28 protein-coding genes and 1 tRNA gene are annotated in these 26,122 nt (G+C 41.9%); 16 read left to right on the forward strand and 13 right to left on the reverse strand.

Annotation, left to right across the window (positions count from 1 at the left end; genetic code table 11):
• Positions 1 to 265 precede the first annotated feature (265 nt).
• From F7734_RS18205 to F7734_RS18215, 3 genes are all read left to right on the forward strand, one after another.
• The gene (locus F7734_RS18205) at positions 266 to 673 is read left to right on the forward strand and encodes a hypothetical protein (protein WP_155746009.1); all 408 of its coding nucleotides are present in this window, start codon (positions 266 to 268) and stop codon (positions 671 to 673) included.
• 83 nt (positions 674 to 756) lie between these two features.
• Positions 757 to 1,263 carry a hypothetical protein gene (locus F7734_RS18210; protein WP_155746010.1) on the forward strand — a complete coding sequence of 169 codons (507 nt, stop codon included), beginning with the start codon at positions 757 to 759 and terminating at the stop codon, positions 1,261 to 1,263.
• A gap of 142 nt (positions 1,264 to 1,405) precedes the next feature.
• Positions 1,406 to 2,185: a photosystem II S4 domain protein gene (locus F7734_RS18215; protein ID WP_155746011.1), complete on the forward strand. Its 780-nt coding sequence runs from the start codon at positions 1,406 to 1,408 to the stop codon at positions 2,183 to 2,185.
• 141 nt (positions 2,186 to 2,326) lie between these two features.
• Here the strand turns inward: F7734_RS18215 and F7734_RS18220 are convergent, their stop codons facing one another.
• Positions 2,327 to 3,109, reverse strand: a complete 783-nt coding sequence (locus F7734_RS18220; RefSeq protein WP_155746012.1) for an SDR family oxidoreductase — start codon at positions 3,107 to 3,109, stop codon at positions 2,327 to 2,329.
• 261 nt (positions 3,110 to 3,370) lie between these two features.
• Between F7734_RS18220 and F7734_RS18225 the strand changes: the two genes are divergently transcribed.
• Both F7734_RS18225 and F7734_RS18230 read left to right on the forward strand, forming a co-directional pair.
• A complete protein-coding gene (locus F7734_RS18225; protein ID WP_155746013.1) occupies positions 3,371 to 4,690 on the forward strand; it encodes a hypothetical protein in 1,320 nt (439 codons plus the stop codon).
• 92 nt (positions 4,691 to 4,782) lie between these two features.
• A tRNA-Val gene (locus tag F7734_RS18230) sits at positions 4,783 to 4,856 on the forward strand.
• 270 nt (positions 4,857 to 5,126) lie between these two features.
• Here F7734_RS18230 and F7734_RS18235 read toward each other — a convergent pair.
• The 3 genes from F7734_RS18235 to F7734_RS18245 form a co-directional block, all read right to left on the reverse strand.
• Positions 5,127 to 6,011: an alpha/beta fold hydrolase gene (locus tag F7734_RS18235; protein WP_155746014.1), complete on the reverse strand. Its 885-nt coding sequence runs from the start codon at positions 6,009 to 6,011 to the stop codon at positions 5,127 to 5,129.
• Positions 6,012 to 6,107: 96 nt separating this feature from the next.
• Positions 6,108 to 6,881, reverse strand: coding sequence for an SDR family oxidoreductase (locus F7734_RS18240; RefSeq protein ID WP_155746015.1), 774 nt, complete (start codon positions 6,879 to 6,881; stop codon positions 6,108 to 6,110).
• A 76-nt stretch (positions 6,882 to 6,957) separates the two neighbouring features.
• Positions 6,958 to 7,758, reverse strand: a complete 801-nt coding sequence (locus F7734_RS18245) for a nuclear transport factor 2 family protein (RefSeq protein WP_155746016.1) — start codon at positions 7,756 to 7,758, stop codon at positions 6,958 to 6,960.
• 91 nt (positions 7,759 to 7,849) lie between these two features.
• Here F7734_RS18245 and murG point away from each other — a divergent pair, with 91 nt between their 5' ends.
• Positions 7,850 to 8,926 carry an undecaprenyldiphospho-muramoylpentapeptide beta-N-acetylglucosaminyltransferase gene (murG, locus tag F7734_RS18250; RefSeq protein ID WP_155746017.1) on the forward strand — a complete coding sequence of 359 codons (1,077 nt, stop codon included), beginning with the start codon at positions 7,850 to 7,852 and terminating at the stop codon, positions 8,924 to 8,926.
• 12 nt (positions 8,927 to 8,938) lie between these two features.
• On the opposite strand, the gene F7734_RS18255 is transcribed toward murG, so the two are convergent.
• The gene (locus F7734_RS18255) at positions 8,939 to 9,280 is read right to left on the reverse strand and encodes a hypothetical protein (RefSeq protein WP_347566225.1); all 342 of its coding nucleotides are present in this window, start codon (positions 9,278 to 9,280) and stop codon (positions 8,939 to 8,941) included.
• A gap of 216 nt (positions 9,281 to 9,496) precedes the next feature.
• Here F7734_RS18255 and F7734_RS18260 point away from each other — a divergent pair, with 216 nt between their 5' ends.
• A complete protein-coding gene (locus F7734_RS18260) occupies positions 9,497 to 9,736 on the forward strand; it encodes a DUF6737 family protein (protein ID WP_155746018.1) in 240 nt (79 codons plus the stop codon).
• A 28-nt stretch (positions 9,737 to 9,764) separates the two neighbouring features.
• On the opposite strand, the gene F7734_RS18265 is transcribed toward F7734_RS18260, so the two are convergent.
• Together F7734_RS18265 and F7734_RS18270 are read right to left on the reverse strand one after the other, a co-directional pair.
• Positions 9,765 to 10,397: a Uma2 family endonuclease gene (locus F7734_RS18265; protein ID WP_155746019.1), complete on the reverse strand. Its 633-nt coding sequence runs from the start codon at positions 10,395 to 10,397 to the stop codon at positions 9,765 to 9,767.
• 166 nt (positions 10,398 to 10,563) lie between these two features.
• Positions 10,564 to 11,154: a thioredoxin family protein gene (locus F7734_RS18270; protein ID WP_155746020.1), complete on the reverse strand. Its 591-nt coding sequence runs from the start codon at positions 11,152 to 11,154 to the stop codon at positions 10,564 to 10,566.
• A gap of 235 nt (positions 11,155 to 11,389) precedes the next feature.
• Here F7734_RS18270 and F7734_RS18275 point away from each other — a divergent pair, with 235 nt between their 5' ends.
• On the forward strand, positions 11,390 to 11,794 hold the full coding sequence (locus F7734_RS18275) for an NIL domain-containing protein (RefSeq protein ID WP_166481982.1): 405 nt from the start codon (positions 11,390 to 11,392) through the stop codon (positions 11,792 to 11,794).
• Here the strand turns inward: F7734_RS18275 and F7734_RS18280 are convergent.
• On the reverse strand, positions 11,784 to 12,863 hold the full coding sequence (locus tag F7734_RS18280; RefSeq protein WP_155746021.1) for a DUF3616 domain-containing protein: 1,080 nt from the start codon (positions 12,861 to 12,863) through the stop codon (positions 11,784 to 11,786). The genes F7734_RS18275 and F7734_RS18280 overlap by 11 nt on opposite strands.
• A 525-nt stretch (positions 12,864 to 13,388) precedes the next feature.
• On the opposite strand from F7734_RS18280, the gene F7734_RS18285 reads away from it, so the two are divergent.
• A complete protein-coding gene (locus tag F7734_RS18285) occupies positions 13,389 to 14,360 on the forward strand; it encodes a CHAD domain-containing protein (RefSeq protein WP_155746022.1) in 972 nt (323 codons plus the stop codon).
• On the opposite strand, the gene F7734_RS65360 is transcribed toward F7734_RS18285, so the two are convergent.
• Together F7734_RS65360 and F7734_RS18295 are read right to left on the reverse strand one after the other, a co-directional pair.
• Complete coding sequence (locus F7734_RS65360) at positions 14,267 to 14,515, reverse strand: PIN domain-containing protein (protein WP_347566226.1); 249 nt, start codon at positions 14,513 to 14,515, stop codon at positions 14,267 to 14,269. The two genes, F7734_RS18285 and F7734_RS65360, sit on opposite strands and share 94 nt — an antisense overlap.
• Positions 14,516 to 14,613: 98 nt before the next feature.
• Entirely contained in the window at positions 14,614 to 15,108 is a 495-nt protein-coding gene (locus F7734_RS18295) for an ureidoglycolate lyase (protein ID WP_155746023.1), read from the reverse strand.
• A 74-nt stretch (positions 15,109 to 15,182) separates the two neighbouring features.
• Here F7734_RS18295 and F7734_RS18300 point away from each other — a divergent pair, with 74 nt between their 5' ends.
• The 5 genes from F7734_RS18300 to F7734_RS18330 all read left to right on the forward strand — a co-directional run bounded on the left by F7734_RS18300 (position 15,183) and on the right by F7734_RS18330 (position 21,238).
• Positions 15,183 to 16,226 carry a BMP family protein gene (locus F7734_RS18300; protein ID WP_155746024.1) on the forward strand — a complete coding sequence of 348 codons (1,044 nt, stop codon included), beginning with the start codon at positions 15,183 to 15,185 and terminating at the stop codon, positions 16,224 to 16,226.
• Positions 16,227 to 16,425: 199 nt separating this feature from the next.
• The gene (locus F7734_RS18305) at positions 16,426 to 16,992 is read left to right on the forward strand and encodes a RidA family protein (protein WP_155746025.1); all 567 of its coding nucleotides are present in this window, start codon (positions 16,426 to 16,428) and stop codon (positions 16,990 to 16,992) included.
• 128 nt (positions 16,993 to 17,120) lie between these two features.
• Complete coding sequence (locus tag F7734_RS18310) at positions 17,121 to 18,686, forward strand: flavin monoamine oxidase family protein (RefSeq protein ID WP_155746026.1); 1,566 nt, start codon at positions 17,121 to 17,123, stop codon at positions 18,684 to 18,686.
• A gap of 678 nt (positions 18,687 to 19,364) precedes the next feature.
• Positions 19,365 to 20,432 (forward strand): NADH:flavin oxidoreductase/NADH oxidase, encoded by a 1,068-nt coding sequence (locus F7734_RS18315; RefSeq protein WP_155746027.1) that lies wholly within the window; start codon positions 19,365 to 19,367, stop codon positions 20,430 to 20,432.
• A 479-nt stretch (positions 20,433 to 20,911) separates the two neighbouring features.
• Positions 20,912 to 21,238 (forward strand): hypothetical protein, encoded by a 327-nt coding sequence (locus tag F7734_RS18330; protein ID WP_243146948.1) that lies wholly within the window; start codon positions 20,912 to 20,914, stop codon positions 21,236 to 21,238.
• 50 nt (positions 21,239 to 21,288) lie between these two features.
• On the opposite strand, the gene F7734_RS18335 is transcribed toward F7734_RS18330, so the two are convergent.
• Both F7734_RS18335 and F7734_RS18340 read right to left on the reverse strand, forming a co-directional pair.
• Positions 21,289 to 21,681, reverse strand: coding sequence for a carboxymuconolactone decarboxylase family protein (locus F7734_RS18335; protein WP_155746028.1), 393 nt, complete (start codon positions 21,679 to 21,681; stop codon positions 21,289 to 21,291).
• 107 nt (positions 21,682 to 21,788) lie between these two features.
• Positions 21,789 to 23,264 (reverse strand): MFS transporter, encoded by a 1,476-nt coding sequence (locus F7734_RS18340; protein ID WP_155746029.1) that lies wholly within the window; start codon positions 23,262 to 23,264, stop codon positions 21,789 to 21,791.
• A gap of 254 nt (positions 23,265 to 23,518) precedes the next feature.
• On the opposite strand from F7734_RS18340, the gene F7734_RS18345 reads away from it, so the two are divergent.
• Positions 23,519 to 24,847, forward strand: a complete 1,329-nt coding sequence (locus F7734_RS18345) for a tetratricopeptide repeat protein (protein WP_155746030.1) — start codon at positions 23,519 to 23,521, stop codon at positions 24,845 to 24,847.
• Positions 24,848 to 25,094: 247 nt separating this feature from the next.
• The gene (locus F7734_RS18350; RefSeq protein WP_243146949.1) at positions 25,095 to 25,805 is read left to right on the forward strand and encodes a class I SAM-dependent methyltransferase; all 711 of its coding nucleotides are present in this window, start codon (positions 25,095 to 25,097) and stop codon (positions 25,803 to 25,805) included.
• Between the two features lie 22 nt (positions 25,806 to 25,827).
• On the opposite strand, the gene F7734_RS60770 is transcribed toward F7734_RS18350, so the two are convergent.
• The gene (locus F7734_RS60770; protein ID WP_166481984.1) at positions 25,828 to 26,001 is read right to left on the reverse strand and encodes a hypothetical protein; all 174 of its coding nucleotides are present in this window, start codon (positions 25,999 to 26,001) and stop codon (positions 25,828 to 25,830) included.
• Between the last annotated feature and the right edge of the window lie 121 nt (positions 26,002 to 26,122).

Consider the following 26,122-nt stretch of genomic DNA (forward strand, 5'->3'; position numbering starts at 1 on the left):
AGCAGTGAGCAGTGACCAGCGATAGATAAATCTCATGCTGAAAAGTAGGGGATTTAAATAACCGATCGATTTCTTTTGTAGAGACTAGCATGGCTAGTCTTTACTTATCTGAAAATATTGTTAGAAAAATGGGCAATGGGCAACAAATTATTTCCTACTATGCCCCGTGCCCAGTGCCCTATTTTTAAAATGGTTAATATTGTTAATCTAGGTTACAATATCATAATAAGATACTGTCATTTTTAGCCCGTTCAAAACAACTCTGATGACAAAAGTTACAGCAAAAGAAATTGCACAATTTCGCTCACAATTGGCAGAAGACCCCATAGCAATGGAATCACTGGACTTAATTGAGGACTGTGAGGGCGATTTAGAAGATGCGGCGATGACCTTAGCAATTCGCTCCGGTCAAGAACCAGAAATCGCTAATTCCGAGTGGTTGGAAGATTTAGCCAAGAGATGGCGTTCTGTGATTTGTCAACAAGAGTTTCGAGATGACTTACTCAATGGCTCTATTTCAACTATGCTAGAGCATTTAAAAACAATGTCAACGTTTCCTGGAATGCTAGCAACACCAGTTCTAATGTACGTTTTAAAACAAGGCGTAAACAATTTTTGCGAACCCCTTGACTCAGTCACAGAAAATCCCCACAAAAACGTAGAGAAAAACTAACAAGAGGGCTTTCTGCTGACAACGTCGCGTACTGGTAAGCTGTTTATTAAAAGTCAAAACATTATTAAATCTAATTTAAGAGCATGAATTACCTTGTTGCTGTTTTACCAGACCGCATCCAGGCAGAAGCTGCGTCTGTCGCTTTAGAAAAAGAGGATATAAAAGCTACAATTTTAGGGAAAGGTTACAAAAGTGCTGATGAGTTTGGCTTAATCGACCCCAACGAGCAAGCCCAAAAGCAGGCAACGTTTATGGCATATTGGCTGGTACCGTTTGGTTTTTTTGCTGGTACTGGTTTTAGTGTTCTCACTGGTTTAGACACTTTTGCTTGGGCGGGTGCGATTGGCAATCACATCATTGGCGGGCTATTAGGTGCTGTTGCGGGTGGTATGGGTAGTGTATTTGTGGGTGGAGGAACCGGTTTAGTCTTTGGTAGCGGTGATGCTTTACCTTACCGCAACCGTTTAAATGCTGGCAAATACCTAATAGTCGTTCAAGGTCCAGAAAATCTGATTCGTAAAGCAAATCGTGTCTTGCGTCCTTTTGAACCAGAAAACATTCAAGACTATACAGATTCAACAATTCGTTAGTTAGTGGTTAGTAGTTAGTGGTTAGTGGTTAGTGGTTAGTGGTTAGTAGCCAACAACCAACAACTAACATCTAACAACCAACAACCAACAACAACTAACAACCAACAACTAACAACCAACAACTAACAACTAACTTTTCATAATGTTACCAAGAGAAGAAATATTAAAAGGAATAGAAAATCGAGATAGCGTAGCTCGTGTTATCGATCTAGCCGAACAAGCGATTAAGACTTGGGAAGTGATCTGTAGTGATTTTCTCTCGCCACCAGAATTGGCTGAAGTTCAGCAGAGTTTTAGCCGATTAACAGAAGTGCAGCTAGTGGCTTGGGGTGGATATCCACAAGCCGAACGCCAAAGAGTCGCTATTGCTCGTTCGGAAATGCCTCTAGAGCGATCGCAAGTCGCCGTCACTGCTTTAGATATAGCAGGAAATTTTCTCTTTGATACAGCCACTCATCGCGATTTCCTCGGCGCAATGCTGGGCACTGGAATCGTCCGTGAAAAAACGGGAGATATTATAGTGCTGGGTGAACGCGGAGCACAAGTCATTGTTGTGCCGGAGTTGGTAGAATTTTTAGAGATGAACCTCAAGCAAGTGCGATCGGTTCCTGTAAAAGTTCAGCCTGTTGATATCGGCGAGTTGAAAGTCAGGGAACCGAAGAAGAAGGAATTAACGACAGTTGAAGCTTCCTTGCGACTTGATGCGATCGCCTCTGCTGGTTTTGGGATGTCCCGCAGCAAGATGGTAGAGTTAATTGACAGTGGAGATGTCCGCGTCAACTGGAGAGAAGTAACTCAACCCAGTTCTCAAGTCAAAACAGGAGACTTAATTGCCATACGCAGCAAAGGAAGACTGGAAGTTGGAGAAATTGCTGTTACTAAAAAAGACCGCTATCGAGTGCAATTGACGAGGTTCATGTAAATTATGAATGATGAATTATGAATTATGAAAATTTCAGCATTCATCATGCATCATTCATCATTCAGCATTCATCATTCATCATTCATCATTCAGCATTCATCATTCATCATTCATCATTCATCATTCATCATTCATCATTCATCATTCATCATTCTTAAACTGTTTTTCCAAGAAAAAAAGCAAAGTTTGCCGAGGAACAAAGCGGGCAAATTTGCTAATAAAGTGAGTGGTAAAACCACCAGTAACGACAGTAGAATCGCCCCTTTCTAAAGCTTTTAAAGCTTCGCGCACAACTTCTTCTGAAGTTGACATTCCACTTGTTTTAGCTGCTAGGGCTTGAGGGAACTTAGCCTCCACAAAAAAGTTGGTCTCAACTGGTCCCGGACAAACCACTAATACGCGCACGCCATAAGATTTATTTTCTGCCCAAAGTGACTGACTAAAATTGAGAATAAACGCTTTGCTAGCTGAATAAACAGAAACATAAGGTATTGGTTGAAATGCGGAAAGAGAAGAGATATTAATAATGCTTCCAGAACCCTGTTGCCGCATTCCTTGTAAAAATCTATGAGTTAAATCAACTAATGCTAGAACATTTAGCTGTAGTATTTTGAGGTGTCGTTCTCTGTCTCGCTTAGCAAAGTCACCATAGTCCCCAAAACCTGCATTATTGATTAACATATCAACTGTTAATCCCTTTTCAGTTACTGTGTTAAAAACAGTATCAGTTGAGCCAGCCTCTGTAAGATCGGCAACAATACTATCTACTTGAATATTGTGTTTTTCTTGTAGGTATTTAGCTAATTGGTTCAGCTTTTCTTCCGAACGAGCAACTAAAACAAGATGTGTATTGCGTGCAGCTAATTCCTCTGCAAAGGCTTTACCAATACCGCCAGAGGCACCAGTAATTAAAGCAGTAGACATTTTAGATATTAGGATATTTTTTAACCATTTATAGATAGTAACAATATTAAAAACACGTTTTAACCGTCTGAAGTTATATACCGTAAAAGATTGCGATTGGGGATTGGGGATTGGGAATTGGGCAATGGGCAATGGGCAATGGGCAATGGGCAAGGGGCAATTGAATAGCTCTAAACTATGCCCGATGCCTATTACCCACCCAACACGTATTTTTTCTTTCAAAAGTGGGAATACTAAGCTTAATATATACCAAATACCTATATGTACCGTCTTAACAATCAAGCCTTTAGAATCTTGCGTGATGAAGCTGAAAGATGCAGTGGCAAAGATGAAGTGAGCAAAATCGAGCGACAAATTTGCATGAAGCGCTTGGAAAAACTGCGTCAGGAAAAAGGCGAACCCGCAGATTATGAAGAACTCCGAGATGCGGTGATAGATATCTACCCGCAATTTAGCGAAAAGGCTTTAAAGCAAGCTGCAAGAGTCAATCAACCACCGGGGTTATTCGGTAAAGTCAAATGGGTAGCCATCCTGATGACAGGCGCAGCCGGAGTGCTGTGGGTAGTCAATTTGCCCTATCCCATGATTCGCTGGCCAGTCGCTAGAACTGCACCAATTCTGCTGTTACCTAGTTTTATAAGTATGGATTATCACTATAAAGGAGCAATTAACTCCGTTGAGCAAGCAGACCAATTGGTTAATAAAGCTACCAGCCTAGATGATATTAAGCGGGGTGCAGGAAAAGTTAAACAGGGACAATATCACCTCGATAACTTACCAGTATGGTTTTTAGGATATTATCCACAAGCTTATTGTAGTTTGTTCAGTTGCACCTGGCATTTTACCCTAGATGAGTTTGAACAAGCCCGACGTAATGTAGCACGTATGGAAGCTGTGGTTTTTCAAGAAGAAAATGCTTTTAAATCTTTGGAACAAGCAGAACAGGCGCTTCAGGTTGCCAAGCAAAAGTACGAACAAGCAAAGACTGTACAAGACAAAATGCGATCGCGCTCCTCTATTCAAAAAGCAATTGACAATTTAGAGCAAATTCCCAGACAAACATTAGCAGGAGAACAGGCACAAACAAAACTAGTTGCTTACAAGCGGGATTTTGGAGAGTTTACCGTTGCCGATGCCGATAACGGTCAAACGGGTACATTAATAGAGGCAGCAAAAGTATTTGCCTTACAAGCCGCACAAGCGTCACAAAATCCTCCACATCCAGCACAGAAGTGGCAGCAAATAGAACGCTTGTGGACAGAAGCAATTAACCGAATTGAAGATATTAAAGTCAATGAATCTAATTATCTAGAAGCCCAGAAGCTACTGGCACAGTATCAAACAAACTTGGGAATTGTCCAACTCCGACGCGAAACAGAAAGTGAGTCAAAAGAAATTCTCAAGCAAGCTAACGAACAAATTCAGAGCTTAATTGCTTCCCCTCCCTCAGCACCCAATCAGCTAAAAGCCGAGATCCAAGGGGTTATCAACCAGTTAAAAACTGTTAAACCTGGGACAACAGCTTATGGAGAAGCTCAAAACCTGCTGCGATCGGCAAACAATAAACTCAAACAACTGTAGGTAAAACTTACAATTCAAGTAATTTACATAACTTCAAAAAAATGGGCTTGCCAAGCGAGGAAACCTCGTGTTATATTCGTTAGAGTGCTTAAGGACGTATAGCTCAGTTGGTTAGAGCGCTACGTTGACATCGTAGAGGTCACTGGTTCGAGTCCAGTTACGTCCATTTAAGAAGTCCTTACTACTGCTTGCTACTATGTCAACGTAGCGCCCCAACAAACTTGTTTTCTCTCACCTTAATCCAATTTATCCCTAAAACAGTAAATAGGGGGGGATTAAGGGGGGCTGAGAGAAATTGTAGGTTGGGTAGAGCAATAGCGTTACCCAACAAATGCCGATAAATGTTGGGTTTCGTTCCTCAACCCAACCTACCTTGAATTTGTGTTTTTAGTTTAACCGAGTAGTATTGGAACGAAGCGCTCGAGGTGAGGCAGAGCTAGCGAAATTCTAAAATGTGTTGAGCAGTGATTTGCGGTTGTTCTACATGAGGAACATGACCGCAATCTTTAATCCAGATCAGTTGACTGTTGGGAATTGCTAGCTTAAATCTTTTAGCATCTCTAATACCTACAATTTTGTCAGAATCTCCCCACAAAATAAGAGTGGGATGCGCGATCTGTGATAGGGTTGTGAATCTAAATGCAGTGTATCCACCACTTTTAGTAAAAGCAATCAAAGCTTTGTTCCAATCAGAGCATTCAAGATGAAGTGATGCACATAGTTGGGAATCTAATGTTGCTAACTGTTTATTTTTGTAGGCGGTACGAGTTATACTTTGCCTGACTTTTGGATTGCGTAAAAACTCCGTTGCTAAATAATCTAACGGTGGGAACATAAATTTGCTTATCGGCGGACCACCTACCAAACCCGTACTGTCAATTAACACGAGCTTGTGAACGACTTCTGGGTAGTTGAGGGTGAAATCAATGGCAGCTGCGCCCCCCATGGAAGCACCTACTAAAATAACAGGTTTGTTAATGAGGGTTTTCCAGAAATAATAGAGATGGGTTTTAATGGCATTGGGACTAAACTTTATTCCTGCGGGTCTGTCCGTAAACCCAAATCCCAATAAATCCACTGCCCATGTCTCATTTTGCACCGCTAGTGGAGGGATGAGACGGCGAAATTCAAATACGGAACCATCAAAGCCGTGAATCAATAGTAAAGGTATACCTCCACTACCTTGCTGTGTGTAGGTAGTGGCTATTGGTTGTGTGGTTAAAGGAGTTGCGATCGCAGTCTGCTTTATGCTTTTAGCCAGAGCAATTGACGCGGGTTCTGTCAGTTGACTAACACTTGTCGGTAGAAAATTTGGAAACATAAAGGTCAAGTCGCTATCTCCCTACTCGTAATTCGTAATGCGTAATTCGTAATTGAGGAAATACAACTACGAATTATTCTGTCACTGGTCAGGTGGTCACTGTCTTCGATTGACCAACGTTGCGGTAGCTTGGTCAACGGGCATCAAGATAACTTCATTAATATTGACATGAGCTGGTCGAGTCACGCAGAAAAGTATGACATCAGCAACATCATCTGGAGTTAGGGGAGTTACTCCTTGGTAAACCTTTTTGGCGCGTTCGGCGTCGCCGTGAAATCGCACTTCGCTAAATTCTGTTTCTACCATCCCTGGATCGACGGATGTAACGCGGATGGATGTACCCAACAGATCTTGTTTTAAACCTTCAGTAATTGCTTTAACAGCAGCTTTAGTTCCACAGTAGACATTTCCGTTGGGATAGGTTTGATGTCCGGCGATGGAACCAATGTTAACAACATGACCGCGATCGCGACTCACCATTCCGGGGACAACAAAACGAGTTAAGTAGAGCAGTCCTTTAATATTGGTATCAATCATTTCCTCCCAATCTTGAATGCTGGCTTCATGGAATTTATCCAATCCACGGCTCAAACCCGCATTATTGATTAATATATCGATATCAGACCACGGTGGAGGTAATTTGGAAATAGCAGACTCTACTGCCGCGATATCTCGTACATTTAATTGTAATGAATGTATCTCAGTAGAAAAGTTTTTGTTGAGTTCTTCTGCTAACTGCTGCAAGCGATCGAACCTTCGTGCAGCTAAAATAAGTTTTGCACCTGCACCTGCAAATAATTTGGCGCAAGCAGCCCCTATGCCACTGCTTGCACCAGTAATTAGGACGATCTGATTTTCAAGAGAAAGCATATGAATTATGAATTATGAATTATGAATTATGAATAAATTATTTCATCATTCATCATTCATCATTCATAATTTATGATTATCTATTCACGACTTGAAGCCGTTGAGTGATCATTGTCGTTCCGCCTCCCCGCATAACAACAGCAGAAATCCATTGGCTTCCGGGAACTGTTGGTGCGCGTCCAATTTTAAAAATTCCCCCAGAAGACAGTAATTCTAAGTCCACTGGTGTAGGAGTTAGGTACTTCTCTGGTTTAACGGTTTCTTCTAGCGCCGCACCTAAAAGATAATCATCCCCAAGGGGTTCTTGAACAATCGCATCTAGGTTATACTGCTGACCAACTTTGACTTGTTGGGGTAGCTTCAACTCAATTTGAGGTGGTTTGGCACCAGAGGTGAGCAAAGTGCGCTCAGATATGATGTCCTGACGCAAAATTTTACCACCTGCAATGCGCTGGCGCGATCTAATTGTGGCTTTGAGAGCCATGTTGTCACTGGTAGCAGAGGGAAGTCCAGTAATATTGGTCACTGTTTCAGCAACGATCGCATTGCCCTCTGATTTCCAAGATTGTAACTGAGTGGTATATTTCAATTTTGGGTATCGCTGCCAAAGACTTGTGAGAGCTTTTTCCATGCTTGGACGGGTTAAGCCATCACTGTGAGTAAAATTAGGGCTGTAGAACTGAACAACTCCTTTAATATCACCCCGGCTAGCTGCAGTATCAACTTGTGACAGTAAGCTTTGGAGTTCGGCGGGTGCATTTTGCACTGTACTGGCTTGAGCGCATTTCAAACTAGTGAGTAAACCACATGCCAGTAGGGAAATGGCTAGCAAGCGGCTTGGTTTGCGTTGCAGTAGAAAGGGAATTAGGTTACGCATTGGTGTGGGGGTGAACAATTTATCTACGGTAGGCAAGGAAATTGTTTAATCTTAAGTTAATCGAGAGTGCTTTTGGGGTGAAAATGGTTAGATGGCACATACTCCTATACGTTTATTAATAGCTGCTAGTGGAACTGGCGGACACTTGTTTCCCGCAATTGCCCTTGCCGAACACTTGAGCGATTATCAAATAGAATGGCTTGGTGTTCCAAATCGGTTAGAAACACAGCTAGTTCCCAAACAGTATCCTTTGAATACTATTTCAGTAGAAGGATTTCAGCAAGGTTTTGGGCTTGCTTCCATCAAAGTATTGGGAAGACTTATCGGTTCAGTTTTGCAAGTTAGGAAAATCTTACAAAAGGGGAACTTTCAGGGAGTTTTTACGACAGGGGGTTACATTGCAGGACCTGCTGCGATCGCAGCACGTTCTTTAGGTTTGCCTGTTATTTTTCACGAGTCTAACGCCTTACCTGGTAAAGTGACTCGCTTTTTTGGTCCTTGGTGTAGTGTAGTAGCAGTGGGGTTTGAAGTGACGAGTCAGTACTTGTCTCGCAGCAAAACTGTTTACACGGGGACTCCAGTGCGAGCGGAATTTTTGGATGAAACCACTGCGGCATCTCTGGATTTATCAATACCAAAAGGAGTCCCTTTGATTGTTGTCTTTGGCGGTAGCCAGGGTGCTGTCGCCATCAACAAACTGGTACGCCAGTCTGCTCATGCTTGGTTTGATGCAGGTGCTTGGGTTGTCCATTTAACTGGTGACAAAGATCCAGAGGCAGAAAGTCTGAAGCATCCGCAGTATATTTGTTTACCATTTTATAGTAATATGGCGGCGTTGTTGCAAAGGGCAAGTTTAGCAATCACGCGCTCTGGTGCTGGAAGTCTCACAGAAATGGCAGTTTGCGGTACACCTGCGATTTTGATTCCTTATCCTTTTGCAGCAGAAGACCATCAAACTTATAATGCGAAAGTTTTTACTTCAGTTGGTGCAGCAATTATGTTCAAACAGTCGGATTTAACCGATGAGGGTTTGCGTTCCAAAGTTTTGGAGTTGTTGCAAAATCCAGAAGAGTTGCACGATATGGGGAGAGCTGCAAAAGCAATCGCTGTTCCCGATAGTGCGGACAGGTTAGCTCAGTTAGTTCGTGATGTTGTTGAGAAAAAGTGAAAAAAGCCGAAATCAAAGACACTCTCGACTCATAACTAGTTGCCCGTTACTCAATCGATACACTCCTGTTGGTTCGACAATGGGATCGCCTTTTTTCCAAGAAGTTGAGGTGCTAGGTAATATACCCCTTACATCTCCTGTAGAATAAAGAGAAATGGATGCATCCCCAGGACGGTAAGGCAAACCGCCGGAACCTGTAATGGTAAATGAGCCTTCTTGTCTACGAGTTCGGGCGATGCAACTATTGGCGATGAGGGTGTTGGTGTCAATGGGGTTTTGTGGCAACTCGCTCAGACTATTCACAATAGCACTGTTGTCAGGTGCAATGAGAGCGATCGCACTACCCTTACTCAACTTCTCTACGCCGCCACAGTTTCAAACTTCCTTGTTTCACCAACACTTGCTAGCCACCCGATCGCCTTATCCAAACTTAAATACAAGAAAGGTTCTCAAATTGATGCACAATTATGGTTTGCGAACTGTTCTTTTTGTAGTACGATTTCTTATCTAAGACTCAGAAGGGAGTATTATTATAAAATTAAAAGCCTTGGTCTTAATTAGATTTTTACGATGTCTCAGAAAAACTCTATCAATCCTTGGAAATACAAACCTTGGTGGTGTCAACCATGGTCTATTCTTCTGACAGGTGTTACTTTGATTGGTGGTAGTTGGGTATTATTTAAAACTATTTGGTTCACTATTTTTGTCAGTGTACCCATCTTTTTATGGATGGGATTTTTTTTGTTGATTTGGCCTCAACTAATGATTCGTAGCGGAATTTTGGAGTCACAACCGGAGATAGAATCATAAAAGCTATCTTGGACTGCCTCGGCTCTCCTCATTGCCCAATCTGACTTCTCACCCACTTACGAAACGCTTTTACCAACTCTAGATAATCCATCGTTTCAGCTTGTTGTAGAAATCCAACAATTTCAGAAATTGGCACATTTGGAAAAAACTGACTGGTTTGGGAGGCGACGTATCCGCCGTTTTGCAGTTGTTTAACGACTAAAGCTTCCTCGTTGTAAATCCAGACTTCCGTTACACCAAGATCGGCGTAGACTTGGAGTCGATTTTCGGAACTGCTAGTGACATCAATCTCGATCGCTAGATCGGGTGCAGGATCTTCAGTAAGATTCAGTCGCCGCTTACCTCGAACAGCACTAATGTTGCGAATATAGAAACATTTGTCAGGTTCAGCACCGCTCAGTTCAAAGCGTTTGAATGTGGTTGAGCCAAGGGGATAGATTTGAACTTCCAACTCTTCAGCCAGCGTTTCGACAAAACGACCAAGGACTTCTTTACTCAGTTCGTGTTCTGGAGAGGGAGCCATGATTTCTAAATTGCCACGATTGTAGGTAAGCCGGAGACGGCGATCGCTGAGTTCTTTGAGCAACGTTTCATATGTCTGCCAGCTAATGCCTGAAAGGTGAATCGCTTCGATTGGAGGAGCTAGTGAAGTCTTAACCATAGGACGTTTCAAACATAGGATGTTTAAATTCTAGAGCACCGATACAGTAGTTAAAACGGGGACAAAAAACCCGGTTTATCTGAGTTGGCAAGCTTAATATCTCGTATACTCGACTTGAAGAGACCGGGTTTTTCGGATTAATGGTCTGGTGCTCTAGTGGATCGGATTAATTAACGACTTGGCTGCCGTGACTGCGGGGATCGTCTTGAGTATTTGTTGGTGCAACTGGTGTGGAAAATTGGGAAATTTTGCCATTGGTCTGAGCATATGGCAGAGGAGAACCAGCAACTAGAGCTTCTAGATTACTTGCCATGACGGTACGAGGTTGGTCGCCAATTGCTTGTGTAATAGGTTCCCCATCTTTACTAAGGTACACGAAGTGGGGTATTCCATCCACACGATATTTCAACATTTCTGGCAGCCATTTGGTATTATCTACGTTAAGCATGACAAAATTAACTTTGTCCGCATACTGTTGTTCTAGCTGTGCAATGTCTGGTGCCATTTTTTGACAGACAGTACACCAGTTCGCATAAAACTCTACGAATGAGGGTTTGTCGTTGGTTAAAGCGACTTCTAAAGGTGTAGACTGCTCATCTAACTGAGTTAGGGAAGCAGAGGTTGTCTCTGTCCTCAGCCCTAACACTAGAGCAACGCTAAGAGCGATCGCGACAATCGCAATTAGGAAGTTTCGCAAGCGCGGTACGACAGGGGATTCGGATTTTTCTTTTGAGTTAGCAGCTGGTTCCGTACTCATAACAGAATTATTAAAACTTAATAAGTGCTGGTCTCTTCAGTTTAGCTTGTTGTTCGGGACGTTTAGTTAGTAAAATAGTACTTCTAGAATAGAGTCAGTGCGATTATATTTGAAATAATTACTAGAAATAATACCAAGTTGAAAAAATAATGCGACAAATAGTAGGGTGAAATTTACTCTAAGCAAAGCTTTCTCAATCCAAAATCCAAAATCTAAAATCCAAAATGGTATAAACGTGAAAAAACGAGTTACTCTGTCTTTTCCCAGACGTGTTGTTCAAATGCCAGTCACTTACCGATTGGCGCGGGACTTTAATGTAGCGGCAAATATCATTCGCGCTCAAGTGGCTCCAAATCAGATTGGTAAATTGGTGGTAGAACTGTCGGGGGATATTGATGAATTGGATGCAGCAATAGAGTGGATGCGATCGCAAAATATCAATGTTTCTCAGGCGCTAGGAGAAATCATTATTGATGAAGACTTGTGCGTTCATTGCGGTTTGTGTACGGGCGTCTGTCCGACAGAAGCCCTGAACCTAGATCCTCAAAGTTACAAGCTGACATTTATGCGATCGCGCTGTATTGTTTGCGAACAGTGTATTCCCACTTGTCCTGTACAAGCAATATCTACTAACTTGTAGTTTCTAACTTAAATACATCTGCCATCACACCAGTATCGCCCACCAGTCTCTTCTTACTAGGAGAGTCATAAACTACTAATAATGAAGGGACTCCAGTTATATCTTGGTACGGAGTTATTCCTTCTGCATGGTCGTCTTTATTACCATAAGGAATATCAAGTACAAGTTTTGGATAATGCAAAACATTGTCTTGCAAATTCCCATCATTTTTCAAACTATACACCTGTACGGGACCATCTAAATCCATAGTAGGTCCTGCTAAGATAATGAACTCTTGACCGTTGAAAAATATATCTCTTATTCCCAAACCATTTAAAGAAAGAAAATACTTTTTATACCTCTGTTCTTCTGCCCCGATTTTTCTTAAATTCATCAATTCAGGACTGGAGTCTTCTAATTCTATTTCTAGGACAATCGCCCAACCCCGCAGTACAGGACCGCGCAAACCCAGAAAAATTCTGTTTTCATGAATAGTAATTCCCTCAACATCAAAGCCGTTGTCCTTTCCTGGAATTGCCGCTTGCACAAAAAAGCTCAAATGGGGGTCATTTGCTAATGCCTCCATGAGCAAGTTCCCGTTGTCAGTAACTTCCAACTTGGCTGCAGACAACACTTTATTGGGATTTGTAGGGTGAGGACAGGATGGAAATAATTCCCCATCTACAAAGGGAATACGCCCTATGAAATACCGATTGGGTTCTGATTCAACTTTTGCCAGTCTTTTAATATTTTTTTCATCTGATTTATCAAGCTTGGGTTTCTTCCGTTTATAGCTGTGAGAACCAACAAGCCATAAATAATTTTCGTTAAGAGCAAGCCCTTCTATATCGATCTCTTCTTCTTCTGGCGCTGGTAAATTTATAAAATTTGCTACATGATATTGCTTGTGTTCGCCGAATTGATTATTTTCGAGCAAAGAGAGACGCTCAATAGTTGAGGTTTCATCAGAACCCAGCCATAGATGTTTTTCTTTCGTGAATAGCACTGCTGAAAGATCGTCTCTATGTTTTGTAAAGTTATCGGCAAATTTGAGTAAAACCTGATTTATCAAAGAAGATGTGTTTTGCATTTTTATTAACTTAGTCAAAATTCCAATGTGTTTGTTTGTTGATTATATAACTATAGCATCAGTATTTACCGTAATAAGTTCATTATGTAGGTTGGGTTGAGGAACGAAACCCAACAATTTGATCAAATGTTTGGTTTCCCTACGTTATACTCAACATACAACGTTTCAATTTTTACTTTATAAATTCCCTCTAAGAGGGTTATTAAGTAAATGTGTAAATAATCTTAAAAATCTTTCATATGGTTGAGTACAACTTACAGACAAGCAGACTAAGCTAATATGACCAGTTGAAATAATACAAAAAATCTCAAAGCACTATATACATTTTTAACTAAATGATAAATGATATTATTCAATAATTTCGTATAATCAGACATTGGTATTGTAAGTGTATCAACGATTTAGTAGGTAAGTGGGAAGAAAGAAAACTATATTACAAAATGTAAATATACCTAAAACCCTTACCTATGACTAATAACCAATGACAAAGAGTGACTAGTTAACTTTAATCGCACTGACTTACTTATGACATTAGCTTCAAAACCTAAACAAAAAAAAACTCTAGGAAATTGTGCTCATTCAGCTCTTCAAAAACATTTGAAGAAAACCGTAAAGTGGGAAGCCGCAGTCAAAAAAGATAAAGATCCCGAAGCACTGCATCAGATGAGAGTGGGAATGCGGCGCTTGCGTACCACTGTAACTAGCTTTGCTCCGGCTTTAGATTTGCCAAAAGCAGCTGGCGATAAAAATATTGGAAAAATAGCACGTTGTTTGGGTAATCTTAGAGATTTAGATGTGCTTAAAGACACTTTAGAAAATCTTTACCAACCACGTTTACCCCGTAAAGAACAAGAACAATTGGACACTGCTTTGGATGTTTTGGGCAAACAACGTGAAGATGCTCTCTCAAATGTAAAAGTAACCTTAAAGGATGAACGTTACAAGTCTCTTAAAGAGAAATTGCAAGAGTGGTTAGAAGAACCAACCTATCAACCACTTGGAGCTATGGCAATTGAGCAAGTGTTACCAGATTTACTTTTGCCTGAGATTAGTGAATTTTTGTTGCATCCGGGATGGCTGATTGGAACTGAGTTACAGGAAACGGAAATTGTTATTTCCAGAAACTTGAAAGCCGCAAAAGTAGAGCAACAATTGGCAGAAAATGGGGAAACCCTTCATAGCTTGCGGAAACAAGCCAAACGCCTGCGCTACCAGATGGAGCTATTTACTGACATATATGATGAGCCTTACATGACGTATGTGGAAGAAATCAAACACATCCAAGAAATTTTGGGGGGAATGCAAGATAGTGTTGTTTTGGCGGAATGGTTGGCTCATGCTTTGAAATCAGATGTTCAAACTCAGGTACCTACGCTTGCAGCTTTGCTAGCAGAGAATCGCTATCAGTTATGGCAGCAATGGCAACCTTTACAAGAGCAATATCTGAAAGCTGAGACAAGGCAAAGATTGCATTCCATGGTGTTACAACTTATTTGATGCTGTGGTTGGGTGAATTGCTCTGAAGCACCTGCACTAATAGCGGTAGCCATTTGAATAGCATCGGGGGTTCTCAAGGTGTAATCTGTCCTTAATTGTGCAGCGATTTCAGCAATATCTGAATCGACTGGAAGCGTAGAAAAACTTTGACATATCTTGTTTCCCGATGTATTCCTATATGATAATCATTAAGTAGTTGAATGAAATGATTCTCACAACCGGAGTAAAGCAGTATTTTACTACGTATTAAAGGTTACACCATCTCAAACTCCAAATTATGACTTTTAAGAAAATCGTGAGTGAAATGGTCTACAACATTAGTATCGCTCAATTCTAAATTGTAAAAATCCACAACTTCGTGTTCAAAATAAGGTCCAGCATGCCATGTTCCCACTTCTAACTTTATAAAGCAATTTCCTGGGATACGAAAAGCTGCAATATCCTCTAATACTGGTTCATTTACACCATTATTAGGAGGACAAACTGCCATTAACCAATCTTTTCCTTCCAAAGAACCCAAGCACTGAGTGCATTGAACATGGCGGGTAATTTTGTGAAATTTCCGCCCTCTACTTTGCAGTCTCATGATATAAAAGCGTGGAATGCCTTTATCTAATAGCAATTGAGCATCTTCTTCATCAAAGTGTTTACCGTCTTGGCTGGGAAAAATCACCTGTCCGTATCGGCGAAAGTTCTCAGGGGTTATCCATTGCGCCTGTAACTGCTGTACTGTCTTTGATGTCGTCATAAATCGTTACATTATCTGGAAAATTCTTACTTTATCCTTTATTCTTTATACTTTATACCTTTTAAGGTTTATATATGGCAGCCAACTTCAGCAGGCGTCAGTTTCTTTTATATAGTTCAGCTACCTTGAGTACTAGTTTACTATTGAAAGCTTGCAGTAATAATTCACAAACTACAGGAGATAGCGGAGGATTTAAGATAGCGATCGCACTTCCTGGAATTATCACAGATAAAGCTTGGAATCAATCTGGTTACGAAGGCGTACAGCTAGCAAAACAACGACTTGGTGCTGAAACTGCTTATGTTGAACAAGTTCCACAAGCAGATCAAACAGAAGCACTTTCAGATTTTGCACGTCGGGGGTATAACCTGATGATTGCTCATGGGGGGCAATTTGATGCAGCTATTCAACAAATTGCACCCAAGTTTCCCAAAACCTTTTTTGTTGGTGTCAATGGAGCAGTCAGTGGTACCAACATAGCTTCTTTGAGAATAGATCACCTGCAAGCAAGCTACCTATGTGGAATTATTGGTGCATCAATGACGAAATCCAGTCAGTTAGCATACATTGCAGGACAAGAATTTGAAGCAACTCAACAAGAATTGCGGGGTTTTGAATTGGGGGCAAAATCCATCAAGCCCAATATAAAAATTAGCTCTACATTCACGGGGGATTGGAATGATGTTGCTAAAGCTAAAGAAGCAACTGTTGCCATCATTTCTTCCGGTGCTGATGTGATCTATCAGTGGTTGGACAATGCCTCGCCTGCTGTATTGCAAACAGCCAGTGAAAAAGGAATTTATGCTTTTGGAAACACTCTGGATCAGCTAGAAATTGCACCGAAAGCAGTTTTAACAAGTGCCGTCAAACGACTTGACTTAGCAATAGCATTTTTAGCAGAACTAGCAAAACAAAACCAAATTAAAGGGCAAATTTATACAATCGGTTTAGAAAAACCAGAGATATTAAACTTGGGAAAATTTGGAACGATGGTTCCCAAACCAATTCAAGAGAAAGCATTGAATACAATACAAGAAATTGTTTCTAAAAAAACTACTTTTGATAAATGTCAAGAAGGCGGCAAAAATACACGTTGTGTTAACAAAGTAGGGGCATAATAACAAGATTTGAAAATAGGGCAAGGGGGCTAGGGAAAAAGGATTTTCACGCGGGCTTTGCACATATGCTTAAACCACCATTATAACGTATTTACTGTAGATATAGCTAATTTGCGCTTAATCTTTGTTTAACTTCCACTAGTTGATTATCATACCAAAATTATGTGAAACTACAGTGAATTAAATATTAGCTCAAAAAATGAAAAAATACATCAGCCAATGGTTTAGAGTGAGTCTTTGGCTACTATTGACAATCTGTGTCAGCTTACTTGTCATGCAATCAGTTGGTGTAGGTATCAAAGCAGCTGAGAAAACAGCAGCGCCAAGTAAAGTTACCTTTTACGGTTCCGATACATCACCAATTTCATCGGCTGTTGCAGTACCGACAGGTCAGGCGTATTTCTGGACAAGTGGTACAGTACCGCCAGCGATTAATCCAGACGCGCCAGCACGGACTCGCGATCGCTATGGTGATACAAAAACCCAGGCTATTGGTACTTTGAAGCAAATTCAAACTGTGTTGCAGAATGCAGGTCTGAGCTTGGCTGACGTCATTTATCTGCGTGTCTACCTTGTAGCTGACCCAGATTTGAACAATCAAGTAGACTACCAAGGTTGGTTTGACGCTTACGGTCAATTTTTCAATACACAAACAAACCCAACAAAGGTTGCTCGCTCAACCGTTGCTGTCGCAGGTCTTGTCGATCCAGGTTGGCTAATTGAGATTGAGGCTGTCGCTGTTTATCCAAAAAGAGGCGATAGATAGCAGTCAGTAGCCATGATGAACTGCTTACACCAGAAACAGTCAGTTGTGACGTGATTTGACCCCTGTCTAACTGACAGACATTGACCAATGGCTGACCACTTTAACTTGTGACAAACAAAGGACTAACTATGAAGAGAAGAGATTTCATCACAACTGTTGCTGTATCTGGAGGTTCAGCTTACGCAGCTATGAAGGCTTTGGGTTTGTTAGAAAAACCAGCAACTGCACAGAGTCCATCACAAAAAGGTCCATTTCAGCTACAGCTAAGCAGTAAAGGCGGACGCGTCATAATCCTTGGTGCAGGCTTGGCGGGAATGGCTTGTGCTTATGAGTTGGGCAAAGTTGGTTACGACTGCATCATCCTTGAAGCACGCGAACGTTCTGGTGGTCGATGTTGGACACTTCGAGGTGGAGATCGGTTTACGGATACTTTGGGACAAACACAGACAGTTCAATTCGATCCCGGTTTGTACTTCAATCCAGGTCCTGCTCGTATTCCTCAAGAACACATCACTTTAGACTACTGTAGGGAATTGGGTGTTGCTGTTGAGGTACACGTCAACGCTAACCGACGACAATATTACCACAACACTCAGAACGCAGGTTCCTTATCGGGTCGGAATGTCCGCGCCCGCGAAGCCATAACTGATATACGTGGTTACATATCAGAACTGCTGGCTAAAGCCATTAACCAGAATGCAATTAATGCGCCGTTGACGACTCAAGACAAAGAAAGACTCGTTGAGTTTCTTCGAACCTATGGAAATTTATCTCCAGACTTGTTCTATAAAGGTTCGAGCCGTCGTGGCTTTACTGATTATCCGGGTGGTGGGGAGCAATCGGGTACGCCATCCGATCCCTACGATCTGAGTGCGTTAATTCAATTAGGATTTGCCAACTACGAAGCTTTTGAGTGGGATTGGCAGCAACAGACGACGATGTTGAAGCCAGTTGGTGGAATGGATCAAATAGCCAAAGCCTTTGAAAGTAGAGTCGCTCAGAAAATTGCTTTCCAATCAGAGGTCAAGGAGATTCGCAAAACATCTAACGGTGTTAGCATCGTTTACACAGATAGCTCTGGTACAAAACAACAACTCAATGGCGACTACTGTATCTGCACTATTCCGCTACCAGTACTCAAGAGCATCCCGTCGGACTTTTCTCCCGAGATGCAGGAGGCAATTAGTAACGTAGGTGATAACTACACACCAGCTGGAAAAGGTGGCTTGCAGTTCCGACGACGTTTCTGGGAAGAAGATGAGGGTATCTTCGGCGGCATTACTTGGACCGATCAAGATATTACTCAAATTTGGTATCCGTCAGAAGGTTACTTGTCTCAAAAAGGAATTATCCTTGGTTACTATCAGGGAAATAACGTAAAAATAGGGTCTCTACCTCCATCTGAACGCCTTGCCTTAGCACTGGAACAGGGTAGCAACATTCACCCGCAGTATAGACAAGATTTTGAGAACGGCCTCACAATTTATTGGCCAACAATCCCATATAGCTTAGGCGGCTGGGCAGGTTACACCACCGACTTACGACAGAAGTATTATGCTAGACTCAATGAACCTGACGGCAGTATATATTTGTGTGGAGAGCATTTGAGCTACCTGACAGGGTGGATGGCAGGCGCTCTAGAATCCGCACGTTTGGTAGCCTCGAAAATTAATACTCTGGCTCATGTAAATTAACCTTTTGGACTGCATATAATCTCAACTTTACGCAATCGTCGTTCATAAATCTTAATTTGTGACCAACGCCGAATGCGATCGCCTTGAGTGAGCTATCAGATCCCCGATAATTCATGCAAAATCGGGGATCTTAGTCTTTCAGTTCACGTTCAGTGGCGTCTGATGCACATATCTTTTCGCAAAACCACCTTTACCAATTATGCATAGGTTCCTCTGGCAATTTGAAACCTGTCAAAAAATTTTCCGATTTAAAATACTGTTTTCTGACCGATTATTAGTTTATTATTTTACAATTTTTGCATAACACTCAAAGAAATGCAACCGCTTTGTAAATAAAATCTATGTAAATCTAAAATTATGTAAACTAATTGTTAGATATACTAAATATATAGCTCTTATTTTATGTAGGTTGGGTTTCGTTCCTCAACCCAACATTCTTGCGGCTCCCTTGGGTAACGCGATCGCGTTACCCAACCTACAATTATCCTTAACTGAACCGTATCGAGCTATAGCTTGATTTTAAAGGAAATCTATGATAAATCTCTCCTTAAGAAAAAAGTACCATAAACCTATCAATTTACTGACAATTGAGTTTCTCGTTAGATTAGGCACAATGTGTGGTAGAAATCATCCTCAAAGAAATTAACGATGTAGGCAAATGCATAGGAAAAGATAAAGATGGCACATATATTTGAACCACTCACTATTGGTACAGTGACTTTTCGCAATCGCATTGCTGTCTCGCCAATGTGTCAATATTCCAGTACAGATGGTTATGCCAATGATTGGCATTTGGTTCATCTGGCAAGTCGTGCAGTTGGCGGTGCGGGTATAGTCTTGACAGAAGCAGCGGCAGTGGAACCACGCGGACGTATTAGTCCACAAGATTTAGGGATTTGGTCGGACGGACATATCGAAGAGCTTACTAAAATTGTGACAGTAATTCACAACTTGGGTGCGCTCGCGGGCATTCAACTGGCTCATGCAGGGAGAAAAGCGAGCACAGCACCACCTTGGTTTGAGCGAAGAATTTTAGATGAATCAAATGGTGGTTGGCGTCCTGTCGTTTCTAGTAGTGCGAACGCTTTTAGTGAAAATTATCCCGTTCCTGAAGCCTTAGACATTCTTGGCATTCAAGAAATTACCACAGCTTTCGTACAAGCTGCTAAACGTTCTATTGAAGCAGGGTTCAAGGTGATTGAAATTCACGCTGCTCATGGCTATCTCTTACACCAATTCCTCTCGCCTCTAAGCAACCACCGCGAGGATGACTATGGAGGGAGTTTTGAAAACCGTACTCGTCTTTTGAGAGAAGTTGTGCGATCGATAAGAGCAGTTATACCGGAAGGTTACCCCTTGTGGGTACGAATATCGGCAACTGATTGGGCTGAGAATGGTTGGGATATCGAGCAAAGTATCGCCCTTGCAGACAAACTCAAGTCACTAGGCGTAGACTTAATTGATTGTTCGAGTGGCGGTACTTTACCAAACGTAAAAATCCCCTTTGAACCTGGTTATCAAACTCAATTTGCTTCGAGAATCCGCAATGAAGCAAATATCTTAACTGGGGCTGTAGGTTTGATTACAACAGCAGAACAAGCCGACCATATTATCCGAACGTGTCAAGCCGATATTGTTTTGATAGGGCGAGAGTTTTTACGCAATCCTTATTGGGCATCTGACGCTGCTAAAAAGTTAGGACAGGATAAAGTTTGGCCCGTGCAATACGATCGCGCCTGGTTATAAGCCGCGAACATTAGTATAGCGTTTCTCACTTGCTGCAAAATTGCATTAAAAGAATGCTTTTTTGATTCCTTTACGAAAGCTCTACCTGTTCGACTTCTTGTGTCTGTACTTGGTCGAGTTCTGGTAACTTTTGCTCCAAAATAATTACTATTACCATCATTAATAAACTCGTTACCATAATGATGCTCACCACATTTGGATAATCATATTGCCTGCGCTATTTTAGTCTGGGTTAGGCTTAAAGAATTAGCGCGATATACTGGTCAAACAATTTATCAAATTAAGCATAGATTGTTGTCAAATTATTTAATTCAACAACTAAAACGTCCAGATGTTCCCATGTTTATCGTTTAGTTTTTGGGGACTCGGCACTCTTTGTCGTAGGCGATCGCTTGTGCCAGTTGCGTAAGTCCTGACTGCTTTGAAAGATGGGGTAATTGATGCTAACTATTTTCAACACATCCCTTTTATGAAAGACTATGGCAAAAAACATAGTTTCGAGTGATGGTCTCGATCGCCTTCCTGCTGCCAAAGCCCAGGGAGAGGAGGCAGAAACAGCAGCAGCACTGGCAACTTCTCTGAGTGCAGCCAAGGCTAAATTGATTGTTGATGATTTGGCATTACGTTCGGCTACCTTGTTGTTTGAAGTTGGTGGGGCTTCCACAACTAAGAAAAGCGCCAACTTGGATCGTCACTGGCGCAACGCCCGCACCTTGTCCTCACACAATCCAAATCACTTTAAGGCTCGTGCGCTCGGCGACTACGAAATTAACGGTACACCATTGCCACAACGAGGGTTCTTCTAATTTTGTTGAGAACCGAAACCATATCGAAGTTTGATCGGACAGAAAAACTGCTATGTCTTGAATTTGTCGTCAACTGGAATTTGATAGCCGTTAGCGAGACGATTGGTCATGTTTGCGGTAGCGACGATCACCATCAATTCAGCGAACACATCATCACTCATTCCTTTAGCACGTGCCGCAGCCGTGTGTGAGGCAATGCAGTATTCACAACCATTCGTGACGCTCACCGCAATATAAATTAACTCCCGCACCAATGGATCTATTTCTCCAGCGCCTGCCATGACTTCCTTCAGAGTTTCCCAAGTTCGCCGTAGGGTGGGGGGATGATTGGCTAAGGCTTTCCAAAAGTTGTTGATATAGTCAGAGGAGCGCGTGGCACGGATATCATCATAAATTACACGCACTTCATCGCTACTGTTTTCGTATTCTATCAGATTGGTCATGTTTTGATTTCAATGATTTGTCTGAAAAGGAATTCAGAGACATTTTACAACGTTGTTTAACCAAGGATTTTTACAACACAATTTTGTATAGGTTGAAACTTGTACCATCAGTGTTTCCCTTGCTTGAAAATGTTTACAGCCTTATCTTTAAGATGTTCACGTTTCCGCTTCTCAAACCTCAAAACAGATGCAATAGCTGCGATACATAGTATCAGGGCTGCGAAGCGAAAGGTTCCTTGAAACCCAGTAACGATCGCGGGCAGAGGGGCAACCGATACATCTGCACCTGCGGCTACACTGGCGATTAACCCTCCAAAGACTGCCCCAATCAGAGCAACTCCTACGGTATTCCCTGAGGTTCGCGATAAAGATAATAGCCCAGAAGCAATACCGAGACGCTCTTGAGACGCTGCTCCCATGACAGCACTATTATTCGGTGATTGGAATAAACCCAGTCCAATGCCGTAAATGAAATAACGCTGTACATAACCCAACTCAGTCAGTTGAGCATCAAAGGTGCTGATCCCCAGACAGCCACCAATCATCAACGCTAACCCAATCGAGCTAATTAACCGAGAGCCAAACCGATCTGAAAGTAGACCAGCCAGTGGGGCAATTAACCCACTCAGTACAGGGGACACCGCTAGTAATAGTCCGACTTTTGCCGTTGGATATTCCTTAACCCGCTCTAAAAAGAATGGAGTAATGAGTAGTGCGCCACCAATGACAGTGAATGTTAACCAACCACTGAGCAAACCCATACTCATATGGAGATTACGAAACAAGTTCAGTTCTAACAATGGCTGTTCTAAAATAGATTCAACTACTAAAAAACTCAGAAAACTTAGGACGGCAACTGACAGTAACACCAGTGCGTTGACGCTGCTGAAACCTTGACTTTGTCCAAAGGTCATGCCTAGCCCAAAATTGCCCAAAGTCAACACAGCCAACATAGCTCCAAAATAGTCAAATTTTTGTTTACCTGCGATGCGTCCAGAAGGTGGGACCACTCGGGCTATGAGAAAACTAGTGACAATCCCTAAAGGTATATTGATTAAGAATATAGTCCGCCAGCCGAACCAATCTAGTATCAATCCTCCAGCAGAAGGACCTAAAGCAATTCCTAATGATACTACACTACCGATGATACCAACAGCCCGACCTCGTTCTGAAGAAGGAAAGATTTCTGTGACGATCGCCAAACCTAGCCCTGAAATGAAGACACCACCTAACCCTTGTAATGCTCGAAAGCCGATCAGCCATTCAATCCCAGGTGCCATACCACATAACAAAGAACTCAAGGTAAAGATAATGAGTCCCCCCAGGTAAAGATACTTTTTACCCCACATATCTCCTAATCGAGTCGCCCCCAAGACTAAACCAGAACTAACTAATTGGTAACTCAACACAGCCCACTGGGTTGTAGGGAAGTCAGTGTGAAAGGTTTGAACTAATGAAGGCAGAGCGACATTGATGATGCCCACATCAAGAGTTGACATGAACACCCCAAGTCCGACACTAACTAACACCCAAACTTTTTGAGACTTTGACAAAGTCAGAGGTTGTGCTTGCAATTGTGACAATGTCTAGCCTCCCCTGTATAATTTACAATTATAAATAATTTGTCTGCGTAATATTAGATTAGCATAATATTAACTTTAGGAAAGTCAAGAATTCTATGTATACTTATGTACAATTGCTTGCTTTTCACAGCTGGCTATGCGAAATTAATATCTAGATTAATGTAAACTACGGTAAACTGAAAAAGTATAAGTAAATTTAAACTGAGGGATCGAGAACCCAGTAGTAATAATCGTGAAATCGTTCAGAAAAAACGATGTTAACAGATTCTCAAGAACTAGAAATCACCACTGACTCATTAGAGGCGGTGAATGCCATCAATGGCTTTTTTGAGCAGTTGCTCAGTGTTGGAAACAATTCCCAAGTTATCCTGAAGGCAGTTGAGGCAGATCCAGCCTGTGCGATCGCCAATGCCCATGCAGCAGCTTTTTACCGGTTTTCCGGTACTAGTGATACTATTGCCCGTGCAACTGACTTTCTCAACGCTGCCAAAGCCCAGTTATCCAGCGCCAACGAACGAGAACAACTTTATATAGCTGCCATTGAAGCTTGGACAAAGCGCGATCTTAAGAGTGCAATCGCCCATCACGAAGCGATCGCCGAAGCATTTCCCCGCGATTTAATCTCAGTTCATACCTGCCAATACCACTACAGAAATTCTGGTAACAGTGAGGGAATGCTACGGATTGCAGAAAAAGTTTTTCAAGCTAACCGCGATAGTCCATATATGTACGGTATGCTGGCTTTTGGGTTAGAAGAATGTCATCATCTATCAGCAGCAGAAGAAGCAGGGCGACGCGCAACCGAAATGAAACGCGATAACCGTTGGGCGCACCATGCGGTAGCTCACGTCTTGGAAACCCAAGGGCGGTTATCAGACGGAATTGCTTGGATGGGAAGTGTCTCTGACACCTGGGAAAATAGCAACCCAGCTTTTTACAGCCATCTTTGGTGGCACACCGCTCTTTACCACCTTGATGCTGAGGATATCCCCAAGGTATTGTCCATTTATGATACTCATATTTGGGGACGTGCAAGGAAAGACAACGGACGCGAACAGATTAACGCTATCTCACTACTACTACGTTTGGAATTGAGAGGTGTAGATGTAGGTTCGCGCTTTTCAGACGTTGCCGCTTACCTCCAACCAAGATTACACGAACACATCCTTGGTTTTATGGATTTGCATTATCTCTATGCATTAGTACGTGGTGGTAAAGATGATTGGGCAGCCCAGATGTTAGAGAGTATGCAAGTATACACCAGTAAAGCACTTCCCTATATTCAACTCATTTGGTTAGAAGTGGTTTTACCTGCTGCCCGTGGGATGATTGCTCATGCTCAAGGTGACTTACAGACAGTCATTGCTGAACTGGGATCGGTGCTACCAAGGTTGCAAGAAGCAGGCGGTAGCCATGCTCAAAGGGATTTATTTGAGCAAGTTTATCTTGATGCTCTGATTGGGACAAGCAAGTATCAAGAAGCACTAAATATTTTGGAAAAGCGCTATGCAAAGCGGAGTAATATACTGATCGTTCAGAAAGACTTGGCTCATGTCTACAAAATGAGTCAGACAAAAAAGTAGGTTAATAGACTGACAAGTCTATCATAACTGCAACAGGCTGAATCCTTAGTAGCACAACTTGAGTTTACCCAATCCTCACTCCCGGAAGTCGGTCGCTTATTGTATGTCCTCACCAGCCACATCACACAGGGTCAAATTGCTGAGATTGTTAGTGTGGGGGGTTGGTGCCGCGTGGATTGTCAGCGCATTACACCTAGATAGTACATTGTTTGAGTATTACAAGTCATCACTTTTCAATGGAGTTATATTGACAATTTATAAGCTTGATGATAACGAATCAATAGAGGCAAATTTTTATAAAATGGCGTTTGATTATCAACTAAAGTACTGGAATAGCCTTGGTCTAACAAAAACCTTTTCCCATCCTGTTAATTTTGAGGGTTTGAAGCAACTTGTCAACCAGGATGCAAGAATTTTAGACTACGGTTGCGGCTACGGTCGCATCACTAATACTCTTGTAGAGCATGGTTATCAATATGTTGAGGGTGTGGATTTCTCAGAACGCATGATTGAAAAGGGTCGTTGTTTATATCCTCATCTCAATCTCAAAGTAGTATTATCGCCACGACTACCTTATGTTGATGGGGAATTTGATGCGGTATTGCTATTCACAGTTTTAACCTGTATCCCTCATAATCAAGCTCAGATTGCATTAATCCAAGAGCTAAATCGCATCTTGAAAAGCGGAGGCTTGCTTTATATCAGCGATCTCTGTTTACAAACAGATGAACGAAACTTGAAACGCTATGATAAATTCAAAGATAAGTACGGAATTTATGGCATCTTTGAATTACCAGAAAATGTTGTCCTCAGACATCACGATCTAACATGGATAAAATTCCTGACATCAGGATTTGAACAGATAAAGTTCGAGGAATTTAATGTTGTGACAATGAATAATAATCGTGCTAAGGCATTTCAACTGTTTGCACGTAAACCTAAGAGGCAGGATTCTTAGTTTTTAGGAGGTGAAGTGATACTTATTGCTGGCTGACATGAGTAGCTTCTCTCAGATAACGGCGTTCAGCGATTCGTTTTGCTACAGCAATCGCAGCTTCATTAGCAACATAGCCATCAGATTTGACTGCGCGAGCCAGCTTTCTAGCTTCTTTGCCTGAGAAAGGCTTAGATACGGTACCAAGTGGGTACTTCATGTTCACTCATTTTGACGGGCTGACTTCCTCATCATAGCGCGTTAGCACTCTGTTTTGCCTGCTTGTTTAAGAATATCTAATCCATTACCGTTATTGCGAGGATCTCGATCAACTAGGCGAT

The sequence above is a fragment of the Scytonema sp. UIC 10036 genome (genome assembly GCF_009725235.1).